Origin of the sequence: Pseudomonas argentinensis, from assembly GCF_001839655.2 — a bacterium.
GTDB classification, from domain to species: domain Bacteria; phylum Pseudomonadota; class Gammaproteobacteria; order Pseudomonadales; family Pseudomonadaceae; genus Aquipseudomonas; species Aquipseudomonas argentinensis_B.
In genome coordinates, this window is sequence record NZ_CP056087.1 from 3,976,391 (window position 1) to 3,998,537 (window position 22,147).

The 22,147-nt window shown below is 65.7% G+C and carries 18 protein-coding genes; 8 read left to right on the plus strand and 10 right to left on the minus strand.

Annotated elements, in window-relative coordinates; translation table 11 throughout:
- Positions 1-189: 189 nt before the first annotated feature.
- Positions 190-1,899, minus strand: coding sequence for a long-chain-fatty-acid--CoA ligase FadD2 (gene fadD2 / locus SA190iCDA_RS17890; RefSeq protein ID WP_070885404.1), 1,710 nt, complete (start codon positions 1,897-1,899; stop codon positions 190-192).
- A 151-nt stretch (positions 1,900-2,050) separates the two neighbouring features.
- On the opposite strand from fadD2, the gene SA190iCDA_RS17895 reads away from it, so the two are divergent.
- From SA190iCDA_RS17895 to codA, 6 genes are all read left to right on the plus strand, one after another.
- Positions 2,051-3,013: an alpha/beta hydrolase gene (locus tag SA190iCDA_RS17895; protein WP_070885405.1), complete on the plus strand. Its 963-nt coding sequence runs from the start codon at positions 2,051-2,053 to the stop codon at positions 3,011-3,013.
- The gene (locus SA190iCDA_RS17900) at positions 3,010-3,480 is read left to right on the plus strand and encodes a MaoC family dehydratase (RefSeq protein ID WP_070885406.1); all 471 of its coding nucleotides are present in this window, start codon (positions 3,010-3,012) and stop codon (positions 3,478-3,480) included. Before SA190iCDA_RS17895 ends, SA190iCDA_RS17900 begins: the two co-directional genes overlap by 4 nt.
- A 250-nt stretch (positions 3,481-3,730) precedes the next feature.
- Positions 3,731-4,237, plus strand: coding sequence for a DUF1993 domain-containing protein (locus SA190iCDA_RS17905; RefSeq protein WP_070885407.1), 507 nt, complete (start codon positions 3,731-3,733; stop codon positions 4,235-4,237).
- 399 nt (positions 4,238-4,636) lie between these two features.
- On the plus strand, positions 4,637-5,908 hold the full coding sequence (gene codB / locus SA190iCDA_RS17910) for a cytosine permease (protein ID WP_070885408.1): 1,272 nt from the start codon (positions 4,637-4,639) through the stop codon (positions 5,906-5,908).
- On the plus strand, positions 5,905-7,146 hold the full coding sequence (locus SA190iCDA_RS17915; RefSeq protein WP_070885409.1) for a PucR family transcriptional regulator: 1,242 nt from the start codon (positions 5,905-5,907) through the stop codon (positions 7,144-7,146). The genes codB and SA190iCDA_RS17915 overlap by 4 nt, the downstream gene beginning before the upstream one ends.
- Positions 7,143-8,378, plus strand: coding sequence for a cytosine deaminase (gene codA, locus SA190iCDA_RS17920; protein WP_070885410.1), 1,236 nt, complete (start codon positions 7,143-7,145; stop codon positions 8,376-8,378). The genes SA190iCDA_RS17915 and codA overlap by 4 nt, the downstream gene beginning before the upstream one ends.
- 130 nt (positions 8,379-8,508) lie before the next feature.
- Here codA and SA190iCDA_RS17925 read toward each other — a convergent pair whose 3' ends face one another.
- The 7 genes from SA190iCDA_RS17925 to SA190iCDA_RS17950 form a co-directional block, all read right to left on the minus strand.
- Complete coding sequence (locus SA190iCDA_RS17925) at positions 8,509-9,360, minus strand: efflux RND transporter periplasmic adaptor subunit (RefSeq protein ID WP_070885411.1); 852 nt, start codon at positions 9,358-9,360, stop codon at positions 8,509-8,511.
- A 164-nt stretch (positions 9,361-9,524) separates the two neighbouring features.
- Positions 9,525-9,728, minus strand: coding sequence for a DUF1656 domain-containing protein (locus SA190iCDA_RS17930; RefSeq protein ID WP_070885412.1), 204 nt, complete (start codon positions 9,726-9,728; stop codon positions 9,525-9,527).
- Positions 9,715-11,700, minus strand: coding sequence for an FUSC family protein (locus SA190iCDA_RS17935; protein ID WP_070885413.1), 1,986 nt, complete (start codon positions 11,698-11,700; stop codon positions 9,715-9,717). The genes SA190iCDA_RS17930 and SA190iCDA_RS17935 overlap by 14 nt, the downstream gene beginning before the upstream one ends.
- A 203-nt stretch (positions 11,701-11,903) precedes the next feature.
- Positions 11,904-12,008, minus strand: a complete 105-nt coding sequence (ccoM, locus tag SA190iCDA_RS23260; RefSeq protein WP_329610170.1) for a cytochrome c oxidase subunit CcoM — start codon at positions 12,006-12,008, stop codon at positions 11,904-11,906.
- A 622-nt stretch (positions 12,009-12,630) separates the two neighbouring features.
- Positions 12,631-12,792, minus strand: coding sequence for a hypothetical protein (locus SA190iCDA_RS17940; protein ID WP_167364680.1), 162 nt, complete (start codon positions 12,790-12,792; stop codon positions 12,631-12,633).
- Positions 12,789-13,412 (minus strand): alpha-ketoglutarate-dependent dioxygenase AlkB family protein, encoded by a 624-nt coding sequence (locus tag SA190iCDA_RS17945; protein WP_170833938.1) that lies wholly within the window; start codon positions 13,410-13,412, stop codon positions 12,789-12,791. The genes SA190iCDA_RS17940 and SA190iCDA_RS17945 overlap by 4 nt, the downstream gene beginning before the upstream one ends.
- A gap of 5 nt (positions 13,413-13,417) precedes the next feature.
- The gene (locus SA190iCDA_RS17950) at positions 13,418-13,714 is read right to left on the minus strand and encodes an aspartate-semialdehyde dehydrogenase (RefSeq protein ID WP_070885414.1); all 297 of its coding nucleotides are present in this window, start codon (positions 13,712-13,714) and stop codon (positions 13,418-13,420) included.
- Between the two features lie 353 nt (positions 13,715-14,067).
- Between SA190iCDA_RS17950 and rapA the strand changes: the two genes are divergently transcribed.
- Positions 14,068-16,911, plus strand: coding sequence for an RNA polymerase-associated protein RapA (gene rapA, locus SA190iCDA_RS17955; RefSeq protein ID WP_070885415.1), 2,844 nt, complete (start codon positions 14,068-14,070; stop codon positions 16,909-16,911).
- Positions 16,912-17,034: 123 nt separating this feature from the next.
- Here the strand turns inward: rapA and SA190iCDA_RS17960 are convergent, their stop codons facing one another.
- Positions 17,035-17,856, minus strand: a complete 822-nt coding sequence (locus SA190iCDA_RS17960; protein ID WP_070885758.1) for an aldo/keto reductase — start codon at positions 17,854-17,856, stop codon at positions 17,035-17,037.
- Positions 17,857-18,305: 449 nt separating this feature from the next.
- On the opposite strand from SA190iCDA_RS17960, the gene SA190iCDA_RS17965 reads away from it, so the two are divergent.
- Positions 18,306-21,416 carry a transglycosylase domain-containing protein gene (locus tag SA190iCDA_RS17965; protein WP_070885416.1) on the plus strand — a complete coding sequence of 1,037 codons (3,111 nt, stop codon included), beginning with the start codon at positions 18,306-18,308 and terminating at the stop codon, positions 21,414-21,416.
- Positions 21,417-21,901: 485 nt separating this feature from the next.
- On the opposite strand, the gene SA190iCDA_RS17970 is transcribed toward SA190iCDA_RS17965, so the two are convergent.
- Positions 21,902-22,114 (minus strand): VF530 family DNA-binding protein, encoded by a 213-nt coding sequence (locus tag SA190iCDA_RS17970; RefSeq protein WP_070885417.1) that lies wholly within the window; start codon positions 22,112-22,114, stop codon positions 21,902-21,904.
- Positions 22,115-22,147 lie beyond the last annotated feature (33 nt).

Below are 22,147 nucleotides of genomic sequence, written 5' to 3' on the forward strand. Positions count from 1 at the left end.
GTCATGCGCGGCAACACCGGATATCACCAAAGAGCGAGCCTGTAGCCCGGATCGAGCGTAGCGACACCCGGGAAACTGCCCTGGGTATCGCTGCGCTCAACGCCAGGCTACGGAATCGAGACGGCGCCAGTTGTCACAAAGCAAAAGGCCCCGCAGTGCGGGGCCCTTGTCGTTGAGTCATGCAGCTGACTAGGTCTTGGCAGGCGTCTTCAACGCCTCGTCGCGCAGCTCGCGGCGCAGGATCTTGCCGACATTGGTCATCGGCAGCGACTCCCTGAACACGATCTGCCGCGGCACCTTGTAGCCGGTGAAGTTCTCCTTGCAGTAGGCCTTGAGCTCCTCGGCGGTCAGGCTGTCGTCACGCTTGACCACAAACAGCTTCACCGCTTCCCCGGACTTTTCGTCCGGCACGCCGATGGCCGCGCAGCTGGCCACCTTGCTGTGGGCCATCACCACGTCCTCGATCTCGTTGGGGTACACGTTGAAACCGGAGACGATGATCATGTCCTTCTTGCGGTCGACGATGCGCACGAAGCCATCCTCGTCGATCACCGCGATATCGCCGGACTTGAACCAGCCCTCGTCGTCCAGCACCTCGGCGGTGGCCTCCGGGCGATTCCAGTAGCCCTTCATCACCTGCGGACCCTTGATGCACAGCTCGCCCCGCTCGCCCAGCGGCAGCTCGTTGCCGTCGTCATCGATGACCTTGAACGCCGTGGCCGGCACCGGAATGCCGACGGTGCCCAGCCGTGCCCGCTCGCCATAGGGGTTGGCACTGGCGATGGGCGAGGTTTCGGTGAGCCCATAGCCTTCCACCACCGCGCAGCCGGTCAGGCGCTGCCAACGCTCGGCGGTGGCCTTGACCAGCGCCGTGCCGCCTGAGTTGGTGACCTTGAGGTGGCTGAAGTCGAGCTTGTCGAAATCCGGATGATCCATGAGCGCCACGAACAGGGTGTTGAGCCCCAGCAGCGCGGAGAATTCCCATTTCCCCAACTCCTTGATGAAGCCGGGAATGTCCCGCGGGTTGGTGATCAGCACGTTGTGGTTGCCGTTGACCATCATGCACATGCAATTCACGGTAAAGGCATAGATGTGGTACAGCGGCAGCGGCGCGATCATCACCTCCTGGCCACGCTTCATCAGCGACGAGCCGTCGGGGCCGTGCTGCGACATGCAGGCATCGGCCTGCAGCATGTTGGCGATCAGGTTGGCGTGGGTGAGCATGGTGCCCTTGGCCACCCCGGTGGTGCCGCCGGTGTATTGCAGCACTGCAATGTCGTCCTGGGCCGCGCTGACCGGCCCCAGGCCGAGCCGCGCGCCATCGGCCAGCACCTGCTTGAACGACAGCGCCTGGGGCAGATGGTAGGCGGGCACCATCTTCTTGACCTTCTTGACCACGGTGTTGACCAGCCAGCCCTTGAGGGTGGGCAACAGATCGCCCATGCGCGCTTCGATCAGATACTCGATCTGGCTGTCGGGCAGCACCTCCTGCACCAACCTGCCGAACATGTTCAGGTACACCAGGGCGCGCACGCCGGCGTCCTTGAACTGGTGGCGCATCTCGCGGGCGGTGTACAGCGGGTTGGTGTTGACCACGATCAGCCCGGCGCGCATCGCCCCGAACACGGCGATCGGATACTGCAGCACGTTGGGCATCTGCACGGCGATGCGGTCACCGGGTTGCAGGTCGGTGCGCTGCTGCAGGTAGGCGGCGAAGGCGGCGGACAGCCTGTCCAGCTCGCCGTAGCTCAGCGTCTTGCCCAGATTGCTGAACGCGGGGCGGTCGGCAAAGGTCTTGCAGGAGCGTTCGAACACCTCGACCACCGACTGGTAGGCGTCCATGTCGATGTCGTTGGCCACGCCGGGGGCGCGTTTGTCGTTCCAGAAATCGGGCTGCATTGTTGTTATCCCTTGTTTTCCGAAGGTGCGTGAGGTCACCCGAACGAAGTTAGCAGCCGGCCAGAGCCTGGCAAAGCCACAATCAATACCGTGAATTTCAGCACCTGCAGGGTCTACAATGCCTGGCACTTGGCGGCTAAAGGACTTTGCCATGCAGCACCGCAGCTTCTGGCTCGATAGCAGTGACGGCGTGCCTCTGTACGTCAACCACTGGCACGCCCAGCAGGAGCCCAGGGCCGTGGTGATGCTCGCCCACGGCATGGCCGAGCACAGTGGCCGCTACGCACGTTTTGGCGAGGCGCTGGTCGCCGCCGGCCTCGAGCTCTACGCCCTCGACCACCGCGGCCACGGGCAGACTGCCCGGCAGGGCCTGCTCGGCCATTTCGCCGACGAGAACGGCTGGAACCATGTGGTTGGCGACCTCTCCGTCCTCAACCATCATATTCGCCATCAGCGGCCGCAGACGCCGATCATCCTGTTCGGCCACAGCATGGGCAGCTTCATCGCCACCGCCTACCTGATGCACCACAGCAGCAGTGTGCAGGGCGCCATTCTCAGCGGCTCCAACCACGGCAAGCTGGGCACCTACCGGGCGGCGGCGCTGGTTGCCCGTTTCGAGCGCTGGCGCCAGGGCGCGGCCGGGCGCAGCGCGCTGATCCACTGGCTGTCGTTCGGTTCTTTCAACAAGGCCTTTGCACCTGCGCGCACGCCGTTCGACTGGCTCAGCCGTGACAACGACGAAGTCGATCGTTACATTGCCGACCCCCTGTGCGGTTTTCGCTGCACCAACGGGTTGTGGCTCGACCTGCTGGAGGGGTTGCAGCGCATCACCCCGCGCGCCTCGCTGAAACAGATCGCCCCGCAGTTGCCGATCCTGATCATCGGCGGTGACCATGATCCGGTCAGCCAGGGCCACGGCCTGCAACGCCTGGCCGATGCCTTGAGGCATGCAGGCCACAGCCGCACCACATTGAAACGCTATTCACAGGCCCGCCACGAACTGCTCAACGAGCTGAACCGCGACGAGGTCACCCGCGACCTGATCGACTGGCTGGAACAGACGCTCTCGCAGCCCCAGCAGCGACCTTCACATCCTCAGGAATCCACCCTATGACGCAAAGCAGCAATACCCCGTACGAAGCCCTGGAAGTCGGCCAGACCGCCAGCTACAGCAAGGCCGTGGAAGAGCGCGACATCCTGCTGTTCGCCGCCGTCTCCGGTGACCACAACCCGGTGCACCTGGACGCCGAATATGCGGCCACCACCCTGTTCAAGGAGCGCATCGCCCACGGCATGTTCAGCGGCGCGCTGATCAGTGCGGCGGTGGCCTGTACCCTGCCGGGCCCGGGCACCATCTACGTGGGCCAGCAGATGAGCTTCCAGAAGCCGGTCAAACTCGGCGACACCCTGACCGTACGCCTGGAAATTCTCGAGAAGCTGCCAAAATTCCGCGTGCGTATCGCCACCCGCGTGTTCAACCAGCACGACGAACTGGTGGTCGACGGCGAAGCTGAAATCATCGCGCCACGTAAAGCCCTTACCGTCGAGCTGGCCACCCTGCCGCCGATCAGCATCGGCTGATTTTTTGCAGCCTTAGAACCTGTTCACGATCTCTAGCTGGACGTAGACGTAGGGTGGACAACGCTTTTTTGTCCACCATTACAAGTGCGAAACGGTGGACGGATGAAGCGTCGTCCACCCTACAAAAGGCCACTGAGGCCATAGATAGTCCGTAGGATGGGTGAAACCCATCACCGGATCGATGGGTTTCACCTACGCCGCCCGACCCATCCTGCGATTTCATACAACGTACATTTTTCTGGAGCCTTCCATGCCACTGTCCATGCATTCCATTTCCATCCCGGTATTCACTCGCCAGCTGACCAACCTGTCGACCATCCTCGGCATCGCTGCGGCCAACGCCGAAGCCCGCAAGATCGAGCAGAGCGTGTTGCTCGCCTCGCGCCTGGCGCCGGACATGTTCCCGCTCAGCCGCCAGGTGCAGATCGCCTGTGACACCGTCAAGGCCGGTGCAGCCCTGCTGGCCGGCGTCGAGGCGCCGAGCCATGCCGATGACGAAACCAGCTTCGCCGAGCTGCAGGCACGCATCGCCAAGACACTGGAGTTCGTGCAGGGCATCAGCGCCGCCCAGCTCGACGGCAGCGAAGACCGCACCGTGACCCTCAAGCGCCGTGACAAGGAAACCCACTTCCAGGGTCAGGCCTTCCTGCTCGATCACGTGCTGCCGAACCTGTATTTCCACATCACCACCACCTACGCCATCCTGCGCCACAACGGCGTGGAGCTGGGTAAGCGCGACTTTCTCGGCACCCGCTGAGGGCTCTCGCAGTATCCAGTGATACCGTGTGAAGCCACTGCTACAAGGCGCAAGCGGCCTGTCGTAGGGTGGACGACGCCCCATCCGTCCACCGCTCTGCGATCGCAATGGTGGATGAAAAGAGCGTCATCCACCCTACATCTAGCGAACGGCTGCACCCGCCAATTAGCAGGCAAAAACGTATCGAGGCGCCCAGTGACCTCTTGGTGCATGCCCGTCGGCATCGCACCAAGACAGGTCAAATCTGTTCATTTCACACAACCATAATCCCCATAAAAAGCCGAAAAACCTCGTTTCATTGTGCACATCGCACAACCCGCACTGTACGTGCTGCCAAACCGATCAGTTGGCACGTGGCCTGCTATATCCCTGGCTTCCCTCATCCTGTGGAGCCAGGCCATGACCCATCCCACCAGCGACAGCGACTACCCCTTGAGCGAAGTGCCGGCCGGCGCCCGCAAGGGGCTGTTCTCCACCTCGATCATGCTGTTCTCCTTCACCTTCTTCACCGCCACCATGTTCGCCGGCGGCAAGATCGGCATGGCCTTCGACTTCACCACGCTGATCTGGGCGGCGATCATCGGCAACCTGCTGCTCGGCGCCTACGCCGCGGTGCTGGGCCTGATCGCCTGCCGCAGCGGCCTCAACTCGGTGCTGATGGGCCGCTTCTGCTTTGGCGAGGCCGGCAGCAAGCTCTCCGACGTGTTGCTCGGCTTCACCCAGATCGGCTGGTACGCCTGGGGCACCGCCACGGTGGCCATCGTGCTGGTGAAGATTCTTGGCCTGCCTCAGGGTCTGACCATCCCCCTGATGGTGCTGTTCGGCTTCGGCTTTTGCCTCACTGCTTTCATCGGCTACAAGGGCCTGGATATCCTCTCGCGCATTTCCGTGCCGGCCATGCTCGCCCTGCTGGTCTGTTCGCTGTGGATCGCCACCGATGACATCGGCGGCCTGAGCGCGCTGATGGCCATCGAGCCGACCCAGAGCATGACCCTCAGCGTGGCCATCACCATGGTCTTCGGCACCTTCGTCAGCGGCGCCACCCAGGCCACCAACTGGACGCGCTTCGCCCGCACCGGACGCATCGCGGTGATCGCCAGCATGGTCGGCTTCTTCCTGGGCAACGGCCTGATGATCGTCGCCGGTGCCTATGGCGCCATCGTCTACCAGCAACCGGACATCGTCGAAGTGCTGGTGCTGCAGGGCCTGTCCATGGCGGCGGTGGTGATGCTGTTCCTCAACCTGTGGACCACCCAGGACAACACCATCTACAACTTCGCCGCCGCCGGCTGCAACCTGCTGCGCACCGGCCGGCGCAAGACGGTAACCCTGGTCGGCGCCGGCATCGGCACCCTACTGGCCATCGGCGGCATGTACGAGCTGCTGATTCCCTTCCTGATCCTGCTCGGCTCGATCATCCCGCCGTTTGGCGGGGTGATCATGGCGGACTATTTCTACGGCCATAAGAGCCGCTACCCGCTGCTCGCCGAGGCGCGCATCCCGGCCTTCAACTGGGTCGGCCTCGGCGCCTACGGCGTCGGCGCGCTGTGCGCCTACCTCTCGCCCTGGGTTGCGCCACTGGTGGGCATCGCCGTCGCTGCCGTGGTGTACATCGCCCTGTTCGAGGCGAAGAAAGTCTTCTCTGCACGTGGCGTGGTCGCCCGCGCATGAGCCTGAGCGTCGCCGACGTACTGACCCTGCCCGGCCTGCAGGCGCTGCGCCTGCGCGCCGGCCAGGCGGCCTTGGGCAACCCGGTGCGCTGGCCCTACGTGGCCGAGAACGCGGACATCGCCGACTGGGTGATGGGCGGCGAGCTGGTATTCGTTACCGGCATCAACCATCCGCGTGATGAAGCCAACCTGCTGCTTCTGGTGCGCCAGGCGGTCGAACGGGCCACCGCCGGGCTGGTGATCCTCACCGGCGCCGAGTACATCCAGGCGATTCCGGCCAGCGTGATCGCCGAAGCCGAACGCCTGGGCCTGCCGCTGCTGGAACAGCCCTACGGGTTGAAGATGGTGGTGGTCACCCAGGCCATCGGCACGGCACTGGTACGACAGCAGATGCTCGGCAGCTCGCGCCAGCACGTGCTGGAGCAACTGCTGGAAGGCGACTACCAGTCCATCGATATCCTGCTGCAGCGCGCCGCCAGCCTCGATCTGCCACTGAACGTGCCGCGCCAGGTCGCCCTGCTGCGCCTGCAGAACAGCGAACAACTGTTCGACGGCGAGGCGGCCGCCAGTGGCGAACGCCTGCTGCGCGACGCCCGCCAGTGCCTGCAGCAACGCCTCGAGCAGTGCCTGCAGGCACTGGGTGACGCCCTGCCACTGATCGGCCAGGGCGAGCACTGGGTCGCCCTGCTGCCCTGCACGAACAATCACGACGAACAACGCAATCGCACGCTGCTGAGCGAACTGCTCGGCGAGCTGGACGAGCGCCTGCAGCCGCAACGCGCGGTGCTCGGCCTCAGCACCGGCGGCCACCCTCCCCAGCGCTTCGCCCTCGCCCTCGGCCAGGCGCGCCAGGCACTGGTCGCCGCCCAGGCCTTTCCCGAGCGGCTGGGCTCGTGCAGCTTCAACGAACTGGGGGCGATCGAACTGCTCGCCGCGATCCGCGACCGCAGCCTGCTCGAGCGCTTCGTCGAGCGCACCCTGGGTCCGCTGATCGGCGATGATTCACGCCACGAGCCGGTGCTGATGCCGACCCTGGAAGCCTGGTTCTTCGAGAACGCCAACCTCGCCCTGGCCGCGCAACGCCTGGGCGTACACCGCAACACCCTGAGCTACCGTGTACAACGTATCGAAGCGCTGACCGGCTGCTCGTTCGATGATCCTCACGACCGGCTCAATATCAGCATCGCCCTGCTGATCCGTCGCCTGTCGTCTCATAGCCTGCCAAGGAGTACCCCATGAACATCGTCAACGCCCGCCTGCGTGGCCGCGAAGGTCTTTTCCACATTGCCCTGGACGGCGCACGGATTGCCGCCATCAGCGAGCAGCCGACGGTGGTGGGCGCCAGCGCAGGTGATCTCGATGCCGCCAGCAACCTGGTGGTCGCGCCCTTCGTCGAGCCGCATATTCATCTGGACGCCACCCTGACCGCCGGCGAGCCGGCCTGGAACATGAGCGGCACGCTGTTCGAAGGCATCGAGCGCTGGGCCGAGCGCAAGGCGCTGGTCACCCATGAAGACACCAAGAGCCGCGCCAGGAAGACCATCGATATGCTGGTCGACCATGGCATCCAGCACGTGCGCACCCACGTCGACGTCACCGACCCGAGCCTGGCTGCGCTGAAAGCGATGCTCGAAGTACGCGAGGAAACCCGCCACCTGATCGATTTGCAGATCGTCGCCTTTCCCCAGGAGGGCATCGAGTCCTACGCGGGCGGTCGCGCGCTGATGGAACAGGCCGTGGCGCTGGGTGCCGATGTGGTCGGCGGTATTCCGCACTTCGAGAACACCCGCGACCAGGGCGTCAGCTCGATCAAGTTCCTGATGGACCTGGCCGAGCGCACTGGTTGCCTGGTGGACGTGCACTGCGACGAGACCGACGACCCGCAGTCGCGCTTTCTCGAAGTGCTGGCCGAAGAAGCCCGGGTGCGCGGCATGGGCGCGCGGGTCACCGCCAGCCACACCGTGGCCATGGGCTCCTACGACAACGCCTACTGCTCCAAGCTGTTTCGCCTGCTGAAGATGAGCGGCATCAACTTCGTCTCCTGCCCCACCGAGAGCATCCACCTGCAGGGGCGCTTCGACAGCTACCCGAAACGCCGTGGCCTGACCCGCGTGGCCGAGATCGACCGCGCCGGCATGAACGTCTGCTTCGGCCAGGACTCCATCGTCGACCCCTGGTACCCGCTGGGCAACGGCAACATCCTGCGCATCCTCGAAGCCGGCCTGCATATCTGCCACATGCTCGGCTACGAAGACCTCAAGCGCAGCCTGGACCTGATCACCGACAACGGCGCCCGCACCCTGCACCTGGGTGAGCGCTACGGCATCGCAGTGGGTCGCCCGGCCAACCTGCTGATTCTCTCGGCGCCCGACGATTACGAGATGATCCGCACCCAGGGCCATGCCCTGGTCTCGGTGCGTCATGGGGAAGTGCTGATGCGCCGGACTCCGGCAAGCGTGCAGCGCGGCTGAACAATCGCCGCCCGTAGCCTGGCGTTGCGCGCAGCGATACCCGGGCTACGAAACCGTGGGAGGGGCTTTAGCCCCGATATGCCGTGGGGAGCTCGGGGCCAAAGCCCCTCCCACATTGACCAAACGCGCCCTACTCCACCCGCACGCTGGCGGTCATGCCGGCACTGAGCTGAACGCTCTCGGGCATGGCATCGAGCTTGATGCGCACCGGGATGCGCTGGGCCAGGCGCACCCAGTTGAAGGTCGGCTCGACGTTGGCCAGCAGCTGGCCGTCCGGGCTGGCGTTGCGGTCGGTGATGCCGCGGCTGATGCCTTCCACCTGGCCGCGAATCTCCTGTTCGCCGCCCATCAGCCAGATCTCCACCGGCGCGCCGATCTGGATGCGCGGCAGCTTGGTTTCCTCGAAATACGCCTGCACGTAGAACGAGGCGGTATCGACCAAGGCCATCACCGCCTGCCCGGCCGTCACGTAGTTACCCTGGGCCAGCCGCAGGTTGGTGACCTGACCGTCGCGCGGTGCGCGCACTTCGCTGCGCGCCAGGTTGAGCTGGGCAATGCGCAGGTCGGCCTGGGCCTCGCGGTATTCGCTACGGGCCATCTCGGCGTTGATCTGTGCGTTCTCGCGCAGCTCAGCGCTGATCGCCTGGCTACCCAGGCGCGCGCGACGGGACGCTTCGTGCTCGCGCAGGCTGAGCTGCTGCCTGCGGATATCCACCACGGCCTGGGCCTTTTCCAGGGCGGCCTGGTAGCGATCACGGTCGATGGTCATCAACAGGTCGCCGGCTTTCACCTGCTGGTTGTCGCGCACCTTGAGTTCCAGCACCCAGCCGGACACGTCCGGGGCGATGGTCACCACATCGGCGCGCACCCGGGCGTCCCGGGTCCAGGGCGAATACATGTAGTGCTGCCAGATCCACGAGCCAGCCAGGATCGCCGCTACCACCACAGCCAGGGTGATGCCGACGCGAATGGTCGAACGCATATCGCTCTCCTTAATGTCTCCGCAAAGCTTGTTCAGCATCTCGCGAGCTAGAGCCATGCAAGGCAAGAACAAGCGAGGAAGCGGAGTTTACGAGTTTGTAAATGAGCATTCCGACCCTGTTTTTAACGCAGCAGGGCCGACGCGCAGCAGATGCTGGCAAGCTTTTAAGCCCCAAGAACGGCTATGACCGCCGCCAGGACGCAAACAAACAGGGCGCAGTCGAACAGCGCTTCGTGCCAGATCCACCGTGCCAAACCGACACGCTGCAGCCCGAGGCGAATCACGCCGGTGAGCAGCAGCGCCAAAACCGCATAGGCCGCCATGGGGCTCAGCAATACGCCGCCCAGCGACCACTCATGCAAGCCCATGATCCGCTCCTCTCAAGTGGCACCAATGACGCCAGCCGTTCTGCAGCTGCAACAGCGCCGCCTCGGCCAGGCGCTTGTCGATGCTTGGCGTGCAGGCGCGCAGGGCCTCTTGCAGTTCGGCCACCGGTGCGTTCAGCGCGTCCTCGCGGCCCGGTGCGGGGCCGCGCTCCAGGGCATCATCGAGACGTTCCAGAAAGCGCCGCTGCGAGCGCGCCAGACCGGCATCGGCCTTGGCCAGGCAGGCGCGCAGGTGCAGCAATTCATCGCCCAGGTCGAGACCGGCCACGCCCTCGTCCCAGCGGCTGCGCGCCTGATCCGGGCGCGCCGGGTAGTGGCGCGCCAGCTGCAGCAGGCGGTCGGCCATGCGCCCGCCAAACCAGTTTTCCGCCCGGCCCAGGTCGCGACGGGTGAGCCGGCCGAGGTCGACCAACATGGCATGCACCAGCCGGCGACCATGCCAAACCGGGTTGCGCAGCACGATCACGCGAAATGCCATGACCGCCACGGCCACGCCCATGAGCATGCCCGGCGCCTCGTTGAGGAAGAATTCGACGTTGTAGCCGACGCCTGGTGGCGGCAGGCAGAGGACGATGAAGTGCAGGCAGAACGCCGTGGAGGTAGCCGCCACCGCCGGCTTGGCCATGCCCAGCACGCCAAAGAACAGCGGCACGCCGAGTACCATGCAGAGCATCACGAAACCGTCGATCTGCGGCATCAGGATCTGCCCGACGAAGAACGCCACCGGCAGCGCGTAGAGAATGCCACGCAGGAACATCAGGCCGATCTGCGGCGCCGCCTCCAGCCGCGCGAACAGGCTGCACACCACGCAGGCCAGCAGCATGGCGCCGGTGGCGTGGGTCCAGCCGGTGGCCAGCCAGAAGCTCGCCAGGGTCAGGAAGGCCAGCGCGCTGCGCGAGCCGTAGACCAGCGCGCTCTGCCAGTCGTAGTGCCAGGACAGCGCCCGCGGCGCATCGGCCGGCGCCCTGCCCTGCTCGACGGCCAGCAGCGCACGGCTGGCGTCCTCGATACGCATCAGCAGCACCGCCATGCGCTCCAGGCACAGCTGCTGGCCGCCGTTGAGTTCGTCATCCCCGGCAGCCTGCCGCAAGCGCTCGATCAGCTGCGCCCGGTCGCCTGCATCGTCCTGCAGGCGCTCGTCGACCTCCTGCAGCCAGGGCGCCACGGCCTCCGCCTCGCGGCCGTTCAATTGCCGCCACTGGCGCGCCACACCGCGGGCCAGGCGCAGCACGCCGAGCAGGTCGCGGCTGAGCACCCGCAGGGCGATGGCCCGCTGGCGACCCCGCTCGCCTTCGAACCAGGCGTGCTCGCGCTGGGCATCCACGGCGACGATACGTGACAAGGCTTCGAGCAGGCCCTTGCGCGCCTCCTCCTCCCCGGTCAGCGCCTGGCGCGCCGCCTTCAGGCCGGTCTCCCAGGCATCGCGGGCCTGCTGGGCCAGCTGGCGCTCGACCCGCTGCGGCCACAGCAAGGCGCTGCTCAGGGTGGCGCAGACGATGCCCAGGCAGATTTCCGTGGAACGGGCGATGGCTTCGTCGAAGATCACCTGGGGCTTGCCGATGGCCGGCAAACCGATGATCGCCACCGTATAGCCGGCCAGCACGAAGGCGTAGGACCAGGCGCTGCGCAGCATGGTCGAGGCCGCCGTGCACAGGCCCAGCCACAGCGCGAAGGCCAGCACGAACAGCAGCGGCATCTGCGCGAACAGCGCCATCATCACCACCGCCATGAAGGTGCCGACCAGGGTACCCGACAGGCGCGCCAGGCCCTTCTGCACCACCATGCCGGACAGCGGCTGGGCGACGATAAAGGCGGTCATCAGGGCCCACTGCGGCTGTTCGAGGCCCAGGCGCAGGGCGAGCCAGAGCGCCAGACCACCGCCAAGCAGGGTCTTGATCGCGAACTGGAGGGCTTGGGTGCTCGGCGCAACGAACGCCAGCAAGGAATCACGCACGGTGCTTACCTGAAAGGGTCTCAGCTCTGAACATAGCCGTAGCCAAAGGGTTCCGCCTCCGTGCAGGGGGCAAATTATTAGCTAGCTAAGCATATGCTGTCCAGAGGGTCGCGTGGCCCCAGGTGATTGATGCGCCGAATGCGGAACGAAAAAAAGGGCGACCGAAGTCGCCCCAATGCCTTGCGTGCTCGTGAGTCCGGTGGTCACTGCGGCTTGTTCTTGCGCGCATCCTTCCAGACGAAATAGGTGAATCCGGCGCCAAACAGAATCATCAGTGCAACGGTGCCGATACCGGCGAGAACCACCACATTTAGGGTCTGTTCCCGTTTCAGCGCGAGCCGCGTTGCCGCGAGAAATGGCCTCCGGTTAGGCGCAGGACGCAGGGAATGGTCGTTCCCTTGCCAAGTCCTGCAACGACAGCGGAGGTCATTTCCCGCGCAACCCGAAGGGCCGGGCCAGTTTTTACGCGAGGCGGCGTTACTCGATGGCTCATTTGGCCCGCCAAACCTCGCATCTCGTGCCTTGCCTCGCGCAAAAACTGGCTCCGGCGCGGCCGTGCGTGAAACGGGAACAGACCCTAGGAACATGCTGCCTCCTGGCACCTGCTGCTCGGGTATGGCGCTACGTTAACAGCCAGGCGCCGCCGGCCATTGACCCAGGTCAACGGCCAGGCACGCGCGAGCCTCAGTGCCAGACAGCGACTGATCTGCATCAATTTGGATAGGTGTGGGGCCGCGAAAACAGATACGCAGCAATGCGGCGAGCAGAGCGTTCCATTGGTAGGAGCGGCTTCAGCCGCGAGCCCTTTGCACCTCAAAGCTCGCGGCTGAAGCGGATCGCCGCCGGCCCCTCCCGCGATCGTGACCGGGTCGCTACGCTACTTTGCAGCCAGCATCGATGAAATCCAGCTCAGGGATGCTGAGCAGGGTCTTATCGTTTCTTCGGTTTGCTCTTGGGCTTCTTCTTGCCTTTGGGCAGTGGTAGCGCCTGTTCGAAGGCGTTGCGCATCTCCTCGAGCTTCCTGTCGCGCAGGTCGTGGATGCGCTTGTCGCGCTCGGCGGCGAAATCGATCAACTTCACATCATTGCTCATAGCGGCGTCCGGATCAGACGAAACGTCAGGTTCAGGCGAGGGGCACAGGGCTGGCGCGTCTTGGCCACCTGGTGCTGCCAATGATGCTGCGTCTGGCCGCTCATGACCAGTAGCGAGCCGTGCTCCAGCTGCAGGGAGTGTTCGATGCGCGTGGCGCCCTTGCGGCGCAGGTCGAAGCGCCGCACGCCGCCCAGGCTCAGGGACGCCACCAGCGGCTCGGCGCCGAGTTCGCGCTCGTCATCGCTGTGCCAGCCCATGGAGTCCTGGCCATCACGGTAGTAGTTGAGCAGTGCGCCATTGAGCGGCTGGCCGAGAGCGTCGACCAGGTGCTGGCGAATCTCGGCCAGCAGCGGCGTCCAGGGCAGCGGCTGGTGGGTCATGCCGGAATAGCGGTAGCGCGCCTCGCTGTCGCCGTACCAGGCCACCAGACGCGGCACCGGCAACTGGCGGCCGAACAGCACCACCTCGGGTTGCTGCCAGGGCGTCTGCCCGACCAGCCGCCGTAGCCAGTCATCGGCCGTGGCGGCGTCGAGCCAGCGGGGCCGATACGCGAGTTCGGCATCGGCCAGGTGCAGCGCGCCGCCGTCGAACAGGCCGCCCTGGGCAGCACTCGCATCCACCGGCGTCAAACCTCGACGTCCACCCAGAGGCCCTGGCGCGGCAGTTGATCGATCCCCGGTTCATCCGCCTCGTCGACCTCGCCCTCGGCCAACTCGGCGGCCGTGTAGCCACGTCGCTGCTGGCGGCGCTGCTCTTCACGCAACCGCTCCGCCACTTCGTCGGGGTGACGTTTGTCCAGGCCGACCGAGTCTTCCTGAGCCGTTTCGGCGGTCGGCGTCACCGGCGCGATCTCCGGGCGCGGCTTGACCACGTCCTGCTGGGCGGTGACGGGAATCAGGCTGTGAGGAATCGGCGGCAGCATGGAGGACCTCCCTTTGCAGCGTTATCGGCCTTACGGCAGGCGACTTTACGGCTGCGTTACTACCCTGTCTGACCGGACGCGCGTCGGTAAGTGCCAAATCGGCCCTGATGCACCTTTGGCAGAGCAAGGGGTTCGTTGCCGTTGCACCCACGGCCGCACCGGAGCCCTACGGGTGGGGCCGCCCAGGCTGCGCGAGAAATCCCGCCATGCGTCGTTGCAGCAGCACTTGGATCGGGGACGCCATTGCCTGACCTGGCGAGATTTCCCGCGGCGACGCGGCTCGCGTTGAAATGGCAACAGACCCTAGCCCTGCGGTAACATAGTCGGCTTTTTCACAGGTGGAGACAGGCAGCATGGCGGAGTATCAACCGGGGCAACGCTGGATCAGCGACAGCGAAGCGGAACTGGGCTTGGGCACCATCCTCATGCAGGACGGCCGCATGCTCACCGTGCTCTACCCCGCCACCGGCGAAACCCGCCAGTACGCGGCCCGCAATGCGCCGCTGACCCGCGTGCGTTTCTCGCCGGGCGACGAGATCACCCACTTCGAAGGCTGGAAGCTGACCGTCCGCGAAGTCGACGACGTCGATGGCCTGCTGGTCTATCACGGCCTCGACGCCAAGAACCAGGCCGTCACCCTGCCGGAAACCCAGCTGTCCAATTTCATCCAGTTCCGCCTGGCCAGCGACCGCCTGTTCGCCGGGCAGATCGACCCGCTACCGTGGTTCTCGCTGCGCTACCGCACCCTGGAGTTCACCAGCAAGCAGGTGCAGTCCTCGCTGTGGGGCCTGGGCGGCGTGCGTGCGCAACCCATCGCGCACCAGTTGCACATCGCCCGTGAAGTGGCCGACCGTATCGCCCCGCGCGTACTGCTGGCCGACGAAGTGGGCCTGGGCAAGACCATCGAAGCCGGCCTGGTGATCCATCGCCAACTGCTCTCCGGGCGCGCCAGCCGCGTGCTGATCCTGGTGCCGGAAAACCTGCAGCACCAGTGGCTGGTGGAAATGCGCCGGCGCTTCAACCTGGAAGTGGCGCTGTTCGACGCCGAGCGCTTTATCGAGAGCGACGCCAGCAACCCGTTCGAGGACGCGCAACTGGCGCTGGTTGCGCTGGAGTGGCTGTGCGAGGACGAAAAGGCCCAGGACGCGCTGTTCGCCGCCGGCTGGGACCTGATGGTGGTCGACGAAGCCCACCACCTGGTCTGGCACCCGGAAAAGGCCAGCCGCGAGTACAGCCTGGTCGAGCAGCTGGCCGAAGTGATCCCTGGCGTGCTGCTGCTCACCGCCACCCCCGAACAGCTCGGCCAGGACAGCCACTTCGCGCGCCTGCGCCTGCTCGACCCGAATCGCTTCCATGACCTGGACGCCTTCCGCGCCGAGAGCGCCAGCTACAAACCGGTGGCCGAGGCGGTGCAGGAACTGCTCGACCAGGGCCAGCTCAGCGCCCAGGCCCGCGATGCCATCGGCAGTTTCCTGGGCGATGATAGCCGCCAATTGCTCGACGCCGCCGACGGTGGCGACAGCGACGCCCGCGCCCGCCTGGTACGCGAGCTGCTCGACCGTCATGGCACCGGCCGCCTGCTGTTCCGCAACACCCGCGCCGCGGTGCAGGGTTTCCCGGAGCGCGAGCTGCACCCCTACCCGCTGCCGAGCCCGGACGAGTACATGGAGCTGCCCCTGGGCGAGCACGCCGAGCTGTACCCGGAAGTCAGCTACCAGGGCCAGGCCGATATCGAGGAAGACCAGCGCTGGTGGCGCTTCGACCCACGCGTCGAGTGGCTGATAGACACCCTGAAGATGCTCAAGAAATTCAAGGTACTGGTGATCTGCGCCCACGCCGAAACCGCCATGGACCTGGAGGACGCCCTGCGCGTGCGCTCCGGCATCCCGGCCACGGTGTTCCACGAGGGCATGAGCATCCTCGAGCGTGACCGCGCCGCCGCCTACTTCGCCGACGAAGAATTCGGCGCCCAGGTGCTGATCTGTTCGGAAATCGGCTCCGAAGGCCGCAACTTCCAGTTCGCCCACCACCTGGTGCTGTTCGACCTGCCGGCCCACCCGGACCTGCTCGAGCAGCGCATCGGCCGCCTCGACCGCATCGGGCAGAAGCACAGGATCCAGCTACACGTGCCGTACATGGAAAACAGCCCCCAGGAGCGCCTGTTCCAGTGGTACCACCAGGCGCTGAACGCCTTCCTGGCCACCTGCCCGACCGGCAACGCCCTGCAGCACCAGTTCGGCAGCCGCCTGCTGCCGATGCTGGAGAACGCCGACGATGGCCAGTGGCAAGCGCTGATCGACGAAGCCACCGCCGAGCGCAAGCGCCTGGAAGGCGACCTGCACGCCGGTCGCGACCGCCTACTGGAACTCAACTCCGGCGGCGCCGGTGAAGGCGAGGCGCTGGTCGAGGCGATCCTCGAGCAGGACGACCAGTTCGCCCTGCCGATCTACATGGAGCAGCTGTTCGACGCCTTCGGCATCGACAGCGAAGACCATTCCGACAACGCCCTGATCCTGCGCCCCAGCGAGAAGATGCTCGATGCCAGCTTCCCCCTCGGCAACGACGAAGGCGTGACCATCACCTACGACCGCGACCTGGCCCTGTCCCGCGAAGACATGCAGTTCCTGACCTGGGAACACCCCATGGTGCAGGGCGGCATGGACCTGGTGCGCTCCGGCTCGATGGGCAACACCTCGGTGGCGCTGATCAAGAACAAGGCGCTCAAGCCTGGCACCGTGCTGCTCGAACTGCTGTACGTCAGCGAGGTGGTGGCGCCGCGCAAGCTGCAACTGGGCCGCTACCTGCCACCTGCCGCCCTGCGCTGCCTGCTCGACGGCAACGGCAACGACCTGGCCTCCAAGGTGTCCTTCGACACCCTCAACGATCAGCTCGAAGCCGTGCCGCGCGCCAGCGCCAACAAGTTCGTGCAGGCCCAGCGCGATGCCCTGACGCCGAAGATCGCTGCCGGCGAGGCCAAGATCTCGCCGCGCCACGTTGAACGCGTCACCGAGGCCAAGCGCCGCCTGGCCGCCGAACTGGACGAGGAGCTGGCCCGCCTGACCGCCCTGCAGGCGGTCAACCCGAGCGTACGTGACAGCGAGCTGGACGCCCTGCGCGAGCAGCGCGAGCAAGGCCTGGCCATGCTCGACAAGGCCGCCCTGCGCCTGGAAGCCATACGGGTACTGGTTGCCGGCTGAAAACCCTCCCGCCCGCTCTGCGCAGAGAGTGAGGCGGCAGACTTAAGCCATAAGCTGCAAGCGGCAAGTCAAAGGCGGTTCAGGGCGGATACCCATGCTCTGGCTTGAAGCTTGTGGCTGCTCCTATACCATCTGCAACCGCTGCTTGCGCGTCGGCGCCGGGTAGGCGCTGTCGATCGCCTGCAGATCGGCGGCGCTGAGTTGCAGTTCAGCGGACGCGGCGTTTTCGGCCAGGTGCCTGGGGTCGCTGGCCTTGGGAATCACCAGCACGTTGGGCTGGCGCAGCGCCCAGGCCAGAGCGACCTGGGCGGTGCTCACGCCATGCCGCTGGGCCACCTGTCGCAGTGCCGCGTCCGCCAGCAGCGCACCACCCTGCCCCAGCGGACAATAGGCCATCAGGGGCATGTTCTGGCGCTGCTGCCAGGGCAACAGGTCGAACTCCACGCCGCGCTCCTCGGGGTTGTAGAGCACCTGGTTGGTGGCGCAGGCCGGTTCGCCGAGTTCCTGCAGGTCATCCAGGTCGAAGTTGGATACGCCCCAGCGGCCGATCTTGCCCTGCTCGCGCAGGCGCTCGAAGGCTTCGACCGTTTCGTCCAGCGGGTGCTGGCCACGCCAGTGCAGCAGATAGAGGTCGAGGTATTCGGTGCCCAGGCGTTGCAAGCTGCGCTCACAAGCCGCCACCACGCCACTGCGGCTGGCGTTGTGCGGGTAGACCTTGCTGACCAGAAACACCTGATCACGCTTGCCGCTGATCGCCTCGCCGACGACCGTTTCGGCGCCGCCTTCGCCGTACATTTCGGCGGTATCGATCAGCCGCAAGCCGCGCTCGATCCCTTCACGCAGCGCAGCGACTTCGTCTTTGCGCTGATCGCGGTTTTCGCCCATGCGCCAGGTGCCCTGGCCTATCACCGGTACCTGAGTGCCGGCCAACTCGAGTGTGCGCATCATGCTTCCTCCTAGGGTCTGTTGCCGTTTCACGCACGGCCGCGCCGGAGCCCGTTTTGCCGCAAAGCAAGGCACGAGCCGCGAAGTTTAGCTGGCTAAATGAGCCGGCGAGAAACGCTGCATCGCGGCAAAACGGGCCTGGCCCTTTGGGTTGCGCGGGAAATCTCGCCAGGCGTCGTTGGAGGACTTGGCAAGGGAAAACGCGGACGGCTAGTCCATTCCCTGCGTCCTCCGTCTAGCCTGGCGAGATTTCCCGCGGCAACGCGGCTCGCGTTGAAACGGCAACAGACCCTAGTGATTGCATCCTGACCTGCCCCTGTAGCTCAGGTTCAGGCCAACGACTCAAGCCTAGGTTTATGTAAAGACTGGCTTTTTTTGACCGAACGGTCGGACAGCGCGCCACGCAGCGGCTACGCTGCATGGAAAGGACAAGCCAGGGCCAGTTGACGATGGGCGCACTATGGCGATCCGACCCCGCACCGCCTGTCCGCGAACCCCAGGTCGCGACCGCGGTGCCGCGCCAATCTCGGCCCGGCAAGCATCGCGTGCGCTGGGTGGTGGGCTCGATGCTGCTGCTCGGGCTCATGGGCGTCACCGGGCTTGCGGTCTTCGAACTGCGCACCGCCCATTTCCAGTCGGCCGAGCTGAGCCGCTACGCGGCTCAGCTCACCTACGAGGTGCAGGACGGCCCCAGCGACGCCATCGTTTATCCCGGTAACGGCCCCTTCGATCAACGCCAGGGCTACAGCCGCCTGCCGACCTTTATCGAACGCCTGCAGGGCCGCGGCTTCGAAGTGCTGCAGCAGGCCCGTTTCTCCCCCGCGCTGAGCGACTACGCCGAACGGGGCTTCTTCCCGCCCTTTGCCGAAAAGGCGCAGACCGGCGTGAACATCGAGGATTGCCGCGGCACGCCCTTCTACACCGTGCGCAACCCACGCCAGCGCTACAGCGACTTCGCCACGATTCCGCCGCTGGTGGTCGGCAGCCTGCTGTTCATCGAGGATCGCCAGTTGCTCGCCGCCGAGCCGGCCGAAGCCAACCCGGCGGTGGACTGGCCGCGTTTCGTCAAGGCGGCGCTGTCCCAGGTGGGCAAGTACGTCGGCATGCAGGACCAGTCCGCTGGCGGCAGCACCCTGGCCACCCAGCTGGAGAAATACCGTCACTCGCCGGACGGCATCACCCATGCGCCGGCCGAAAAACTGCGGCAGATGATCTCCGCCAGCGTGCGTGCCTATCAGGGCGGACCCCAGACCCTCGAAGCCCGGCAGAACATCGTGCGCGACTACCTCAACAGCGTGCCGCTTTCGGCCGCCCCCGGCCATGGCGAGGTGCACGGCCTGGCCGACGGCCTGCGCATCTGGTTCGGCGTGGATTTCCTCACCACCAACCGCCTGCTCAGCGCCGAGCAGGCCGGCGATGCCAACCTGGCCGAACGTGGCCTGGCGTTGCGCCAGGTGCTGTCGCTGATGATCGCCCAGCGCCGGCCGTCGTACTACCTCGCCCAGGGCCGGGCGGAACTGGCCGCCCTGGTCGACAGCCACCTGCGCCTGCTGGCCGAGGGTGGCGTGCTGGACAAGCGGCTGCGCGACGTGGCCCTGGCCCAGCAGGTAGCCTATCGCGACTGGCAGACCGATCCCAACCTGCAGCGCATCGACGGCGACAAGGGCATCAGCATGGCGCGGGCGCGGCTGGCCGGGCTGCTCAACCTGTCCTACTACGAACTCGACAGGCTCGATCTGGAAGCGCGCTCGAGCCTGAATTCGGACCTGCAGCAACAGGTCAGCCTGTACCTCGAACAACTCGCCGACCCGGCCTTCGCCGAGGGCGTTGGCCTGTTCGGCGACCGCTTGCTGTCGCCCAGCAAGACCGCTGACGTGCGCTACAGCTTCACCCTGTTCGAGCGCACGCCCAACGGTAATCAGGTGCGCGTGCAGACCGACAACACCCACCAGCCCTTCGATATCAACGAGAGCAGCAAGCTGGAGCTGGGCTCCACCGCCAAGCTGCGGGTGATGGCCACCTACCTGGAAGTGATCGCCGAACTGCATGGCCGGCTCGCCGGCATGAGCCCGACGCAGCTGCGGGGCCAGGGCGTGGCCGATCAGGACCTGCTCAGCCGTTGGGCCATCGACTACCTGCTGAGCAACCCGGCTGCCGACCTCACCCGCATGCTCGATGCTGCACTGGAGCGCCGCTACTCGGCCAGCCCCGCGGAACGCTTCTTCACCGGCGGCGGCCTGCATACCTTCGGCAACTTCCGCAATGAGGACAATGGCCGGCGCCCGACCCTGCGCGAGTCGCTACGCGAATCGATCAACCTGCCCTTCGTGCGCCTGATGCGCGACCTGGTGCGCTACAGCACCTACCAGGCGCCGGGTAACAGCGCCGCCCTGCTCAAGGACGACAAGGACCCGCGGCGCCAGGAGTACCTGAGCCGCTTCGCCGACCGTGAAGGCACCACCTTCATGTTGCGCTTCTGGCGCAAGTACCAGGGCCAGTCCGCCCAGGAGCGCCTGGACACCTTTATCGGCGGCCTGCGCCTGACCGACACGCGCCTGGCCGCGGTACATCGCTATCTGATGCCGGGGGTCGACCAGGCGACCTTCGGCAATTTCCTCAAAGCTCACCTGCCGGGCGCACGGATCAGCGACAAGCGCACCGACGAGCTCTACAGGCGTTACGGCCCGGGCGCCTTCAGCCTGCCGGATCAGGGCTATATCGCCCGCGTGCACCCGCTGGAGCTGTGGCTGTTGAAATACCTGATCGACCACCCGCAGGCCTCCTTCAACGACGCCGTGAGCGCCAGCGCCGAGCAGCGCCAGGAGGTCTACGGCTGGCTGTTCAAGAGCCGCCACAAGAGCGCCCGCGACAGCCGCATTCGCATCATGCTGGAGGTCGAGGCCTTTCTGGACATCCATCAGCGCTGGCAGAACCTGGGTTACCCCTTCGAGTACCTGGTGCCGTCCCTGGCCACCGCCCTGGGCAGCTCGGGGGATCGCCCCGCAGCCCTGGCCGAGCTGATCGGGATCATCCAGAACGACGGCATCCGCCTGCCCACGGTGCGTATCGACAGCCTGCACTTCGCTGCAGGCACGCCTTACGACACGCGCCTGGGCCACGTACTCGAAGCCGGCAAACGGGTGATGGCCCCGGAAGTCGCCGCGGCGCTGCGCGAAGCCCTGTCACAGGTGGTGGATGGCGGCACCGCGCGGCGCCTGCAGGGCGCCTTCAGCCTGGCCGATGGCAGCCCGTTGACCCTGGGCGGCAAGACCGGCACCGGCGACAACCGCATGACCAGCGTGGGTCGCGGCGGCCAGGTGATCAGCTCGCGGGTGCAGAACCGCACCGCCACCTTCGTGTTCTTTCTCGGCCCCGACCATTTCGGCACCCTTACCGCCTTCGTGCCGGGGCGCGCGGCGGAAAACTTCCGCTTCACCTCGGCGCTGCCGGTGCAGGTGCTCAAGGGCATGCAGCCGATTCTGGCGCCCTACCTGCAGAACGGTGCGCGCACGCAATGTGCGCCGCCACCGCAGCAGCAGACGGCGCAATTGGTGCGCTAAAGGCGGCTGCGATATAGGCTGGCCACTATGGCATGAGCAGCCGGTCGACCGCTTTGGCTTTTCGGTGCTCCTCATGCCGAAAAATTAGCAGGCGACAGCAATCGCCCCTTCAGGAGGCCAAGCGGAATCGTTGCGGAGAGGGTTGAGCGACATGGATGTCGCGAGAGCCGCGATGGGCCAAGGATGGCCCTTCGCGGCGGGCCCTCGGAGCAACGATGTAGCGAGGGAACCCCGGCGAAGCCGGGGCCGGATGTCGGGGCTAGACCTTTTGGTTTCTTTTGGGGCGATGCCAAAAGAAACCCGCTCGACAGAGCGGAACCGAACGTATGAACAACGCAACAACGCTGGCAAACCACAGCTCACGCATCGCGTATGGAACGTAAAGAGCTCGCGGCTAAAGCGGATCGCCGCCCGGCCCCTCCTACGAGTTACGCGCACGCCCGCTTCTGCCTTATGCGCATCTCTCTAACTACCACCAACAATCGCTAGCGCTTCTGTCTCAGATACAACGCCTCGACCTTCTCCCGCGCCCAGGGCGTCTTGCGCAGAAAGGTCAGGCTCGACTTGAGGCTCGGGTCGCTCTTGAAGCAGCGGATATCGATACGCTGGGCCAGGCCGTCCCAGCCCAGCTGGTCGACCAGTTCGGTCAGGATGGCCTGCAAGGTGATGCCGTGCAGCGGGTCTTTGGAGGGGGTCATGGCGGGCTCCTGATGGCTGGGCAACAAGCTTAC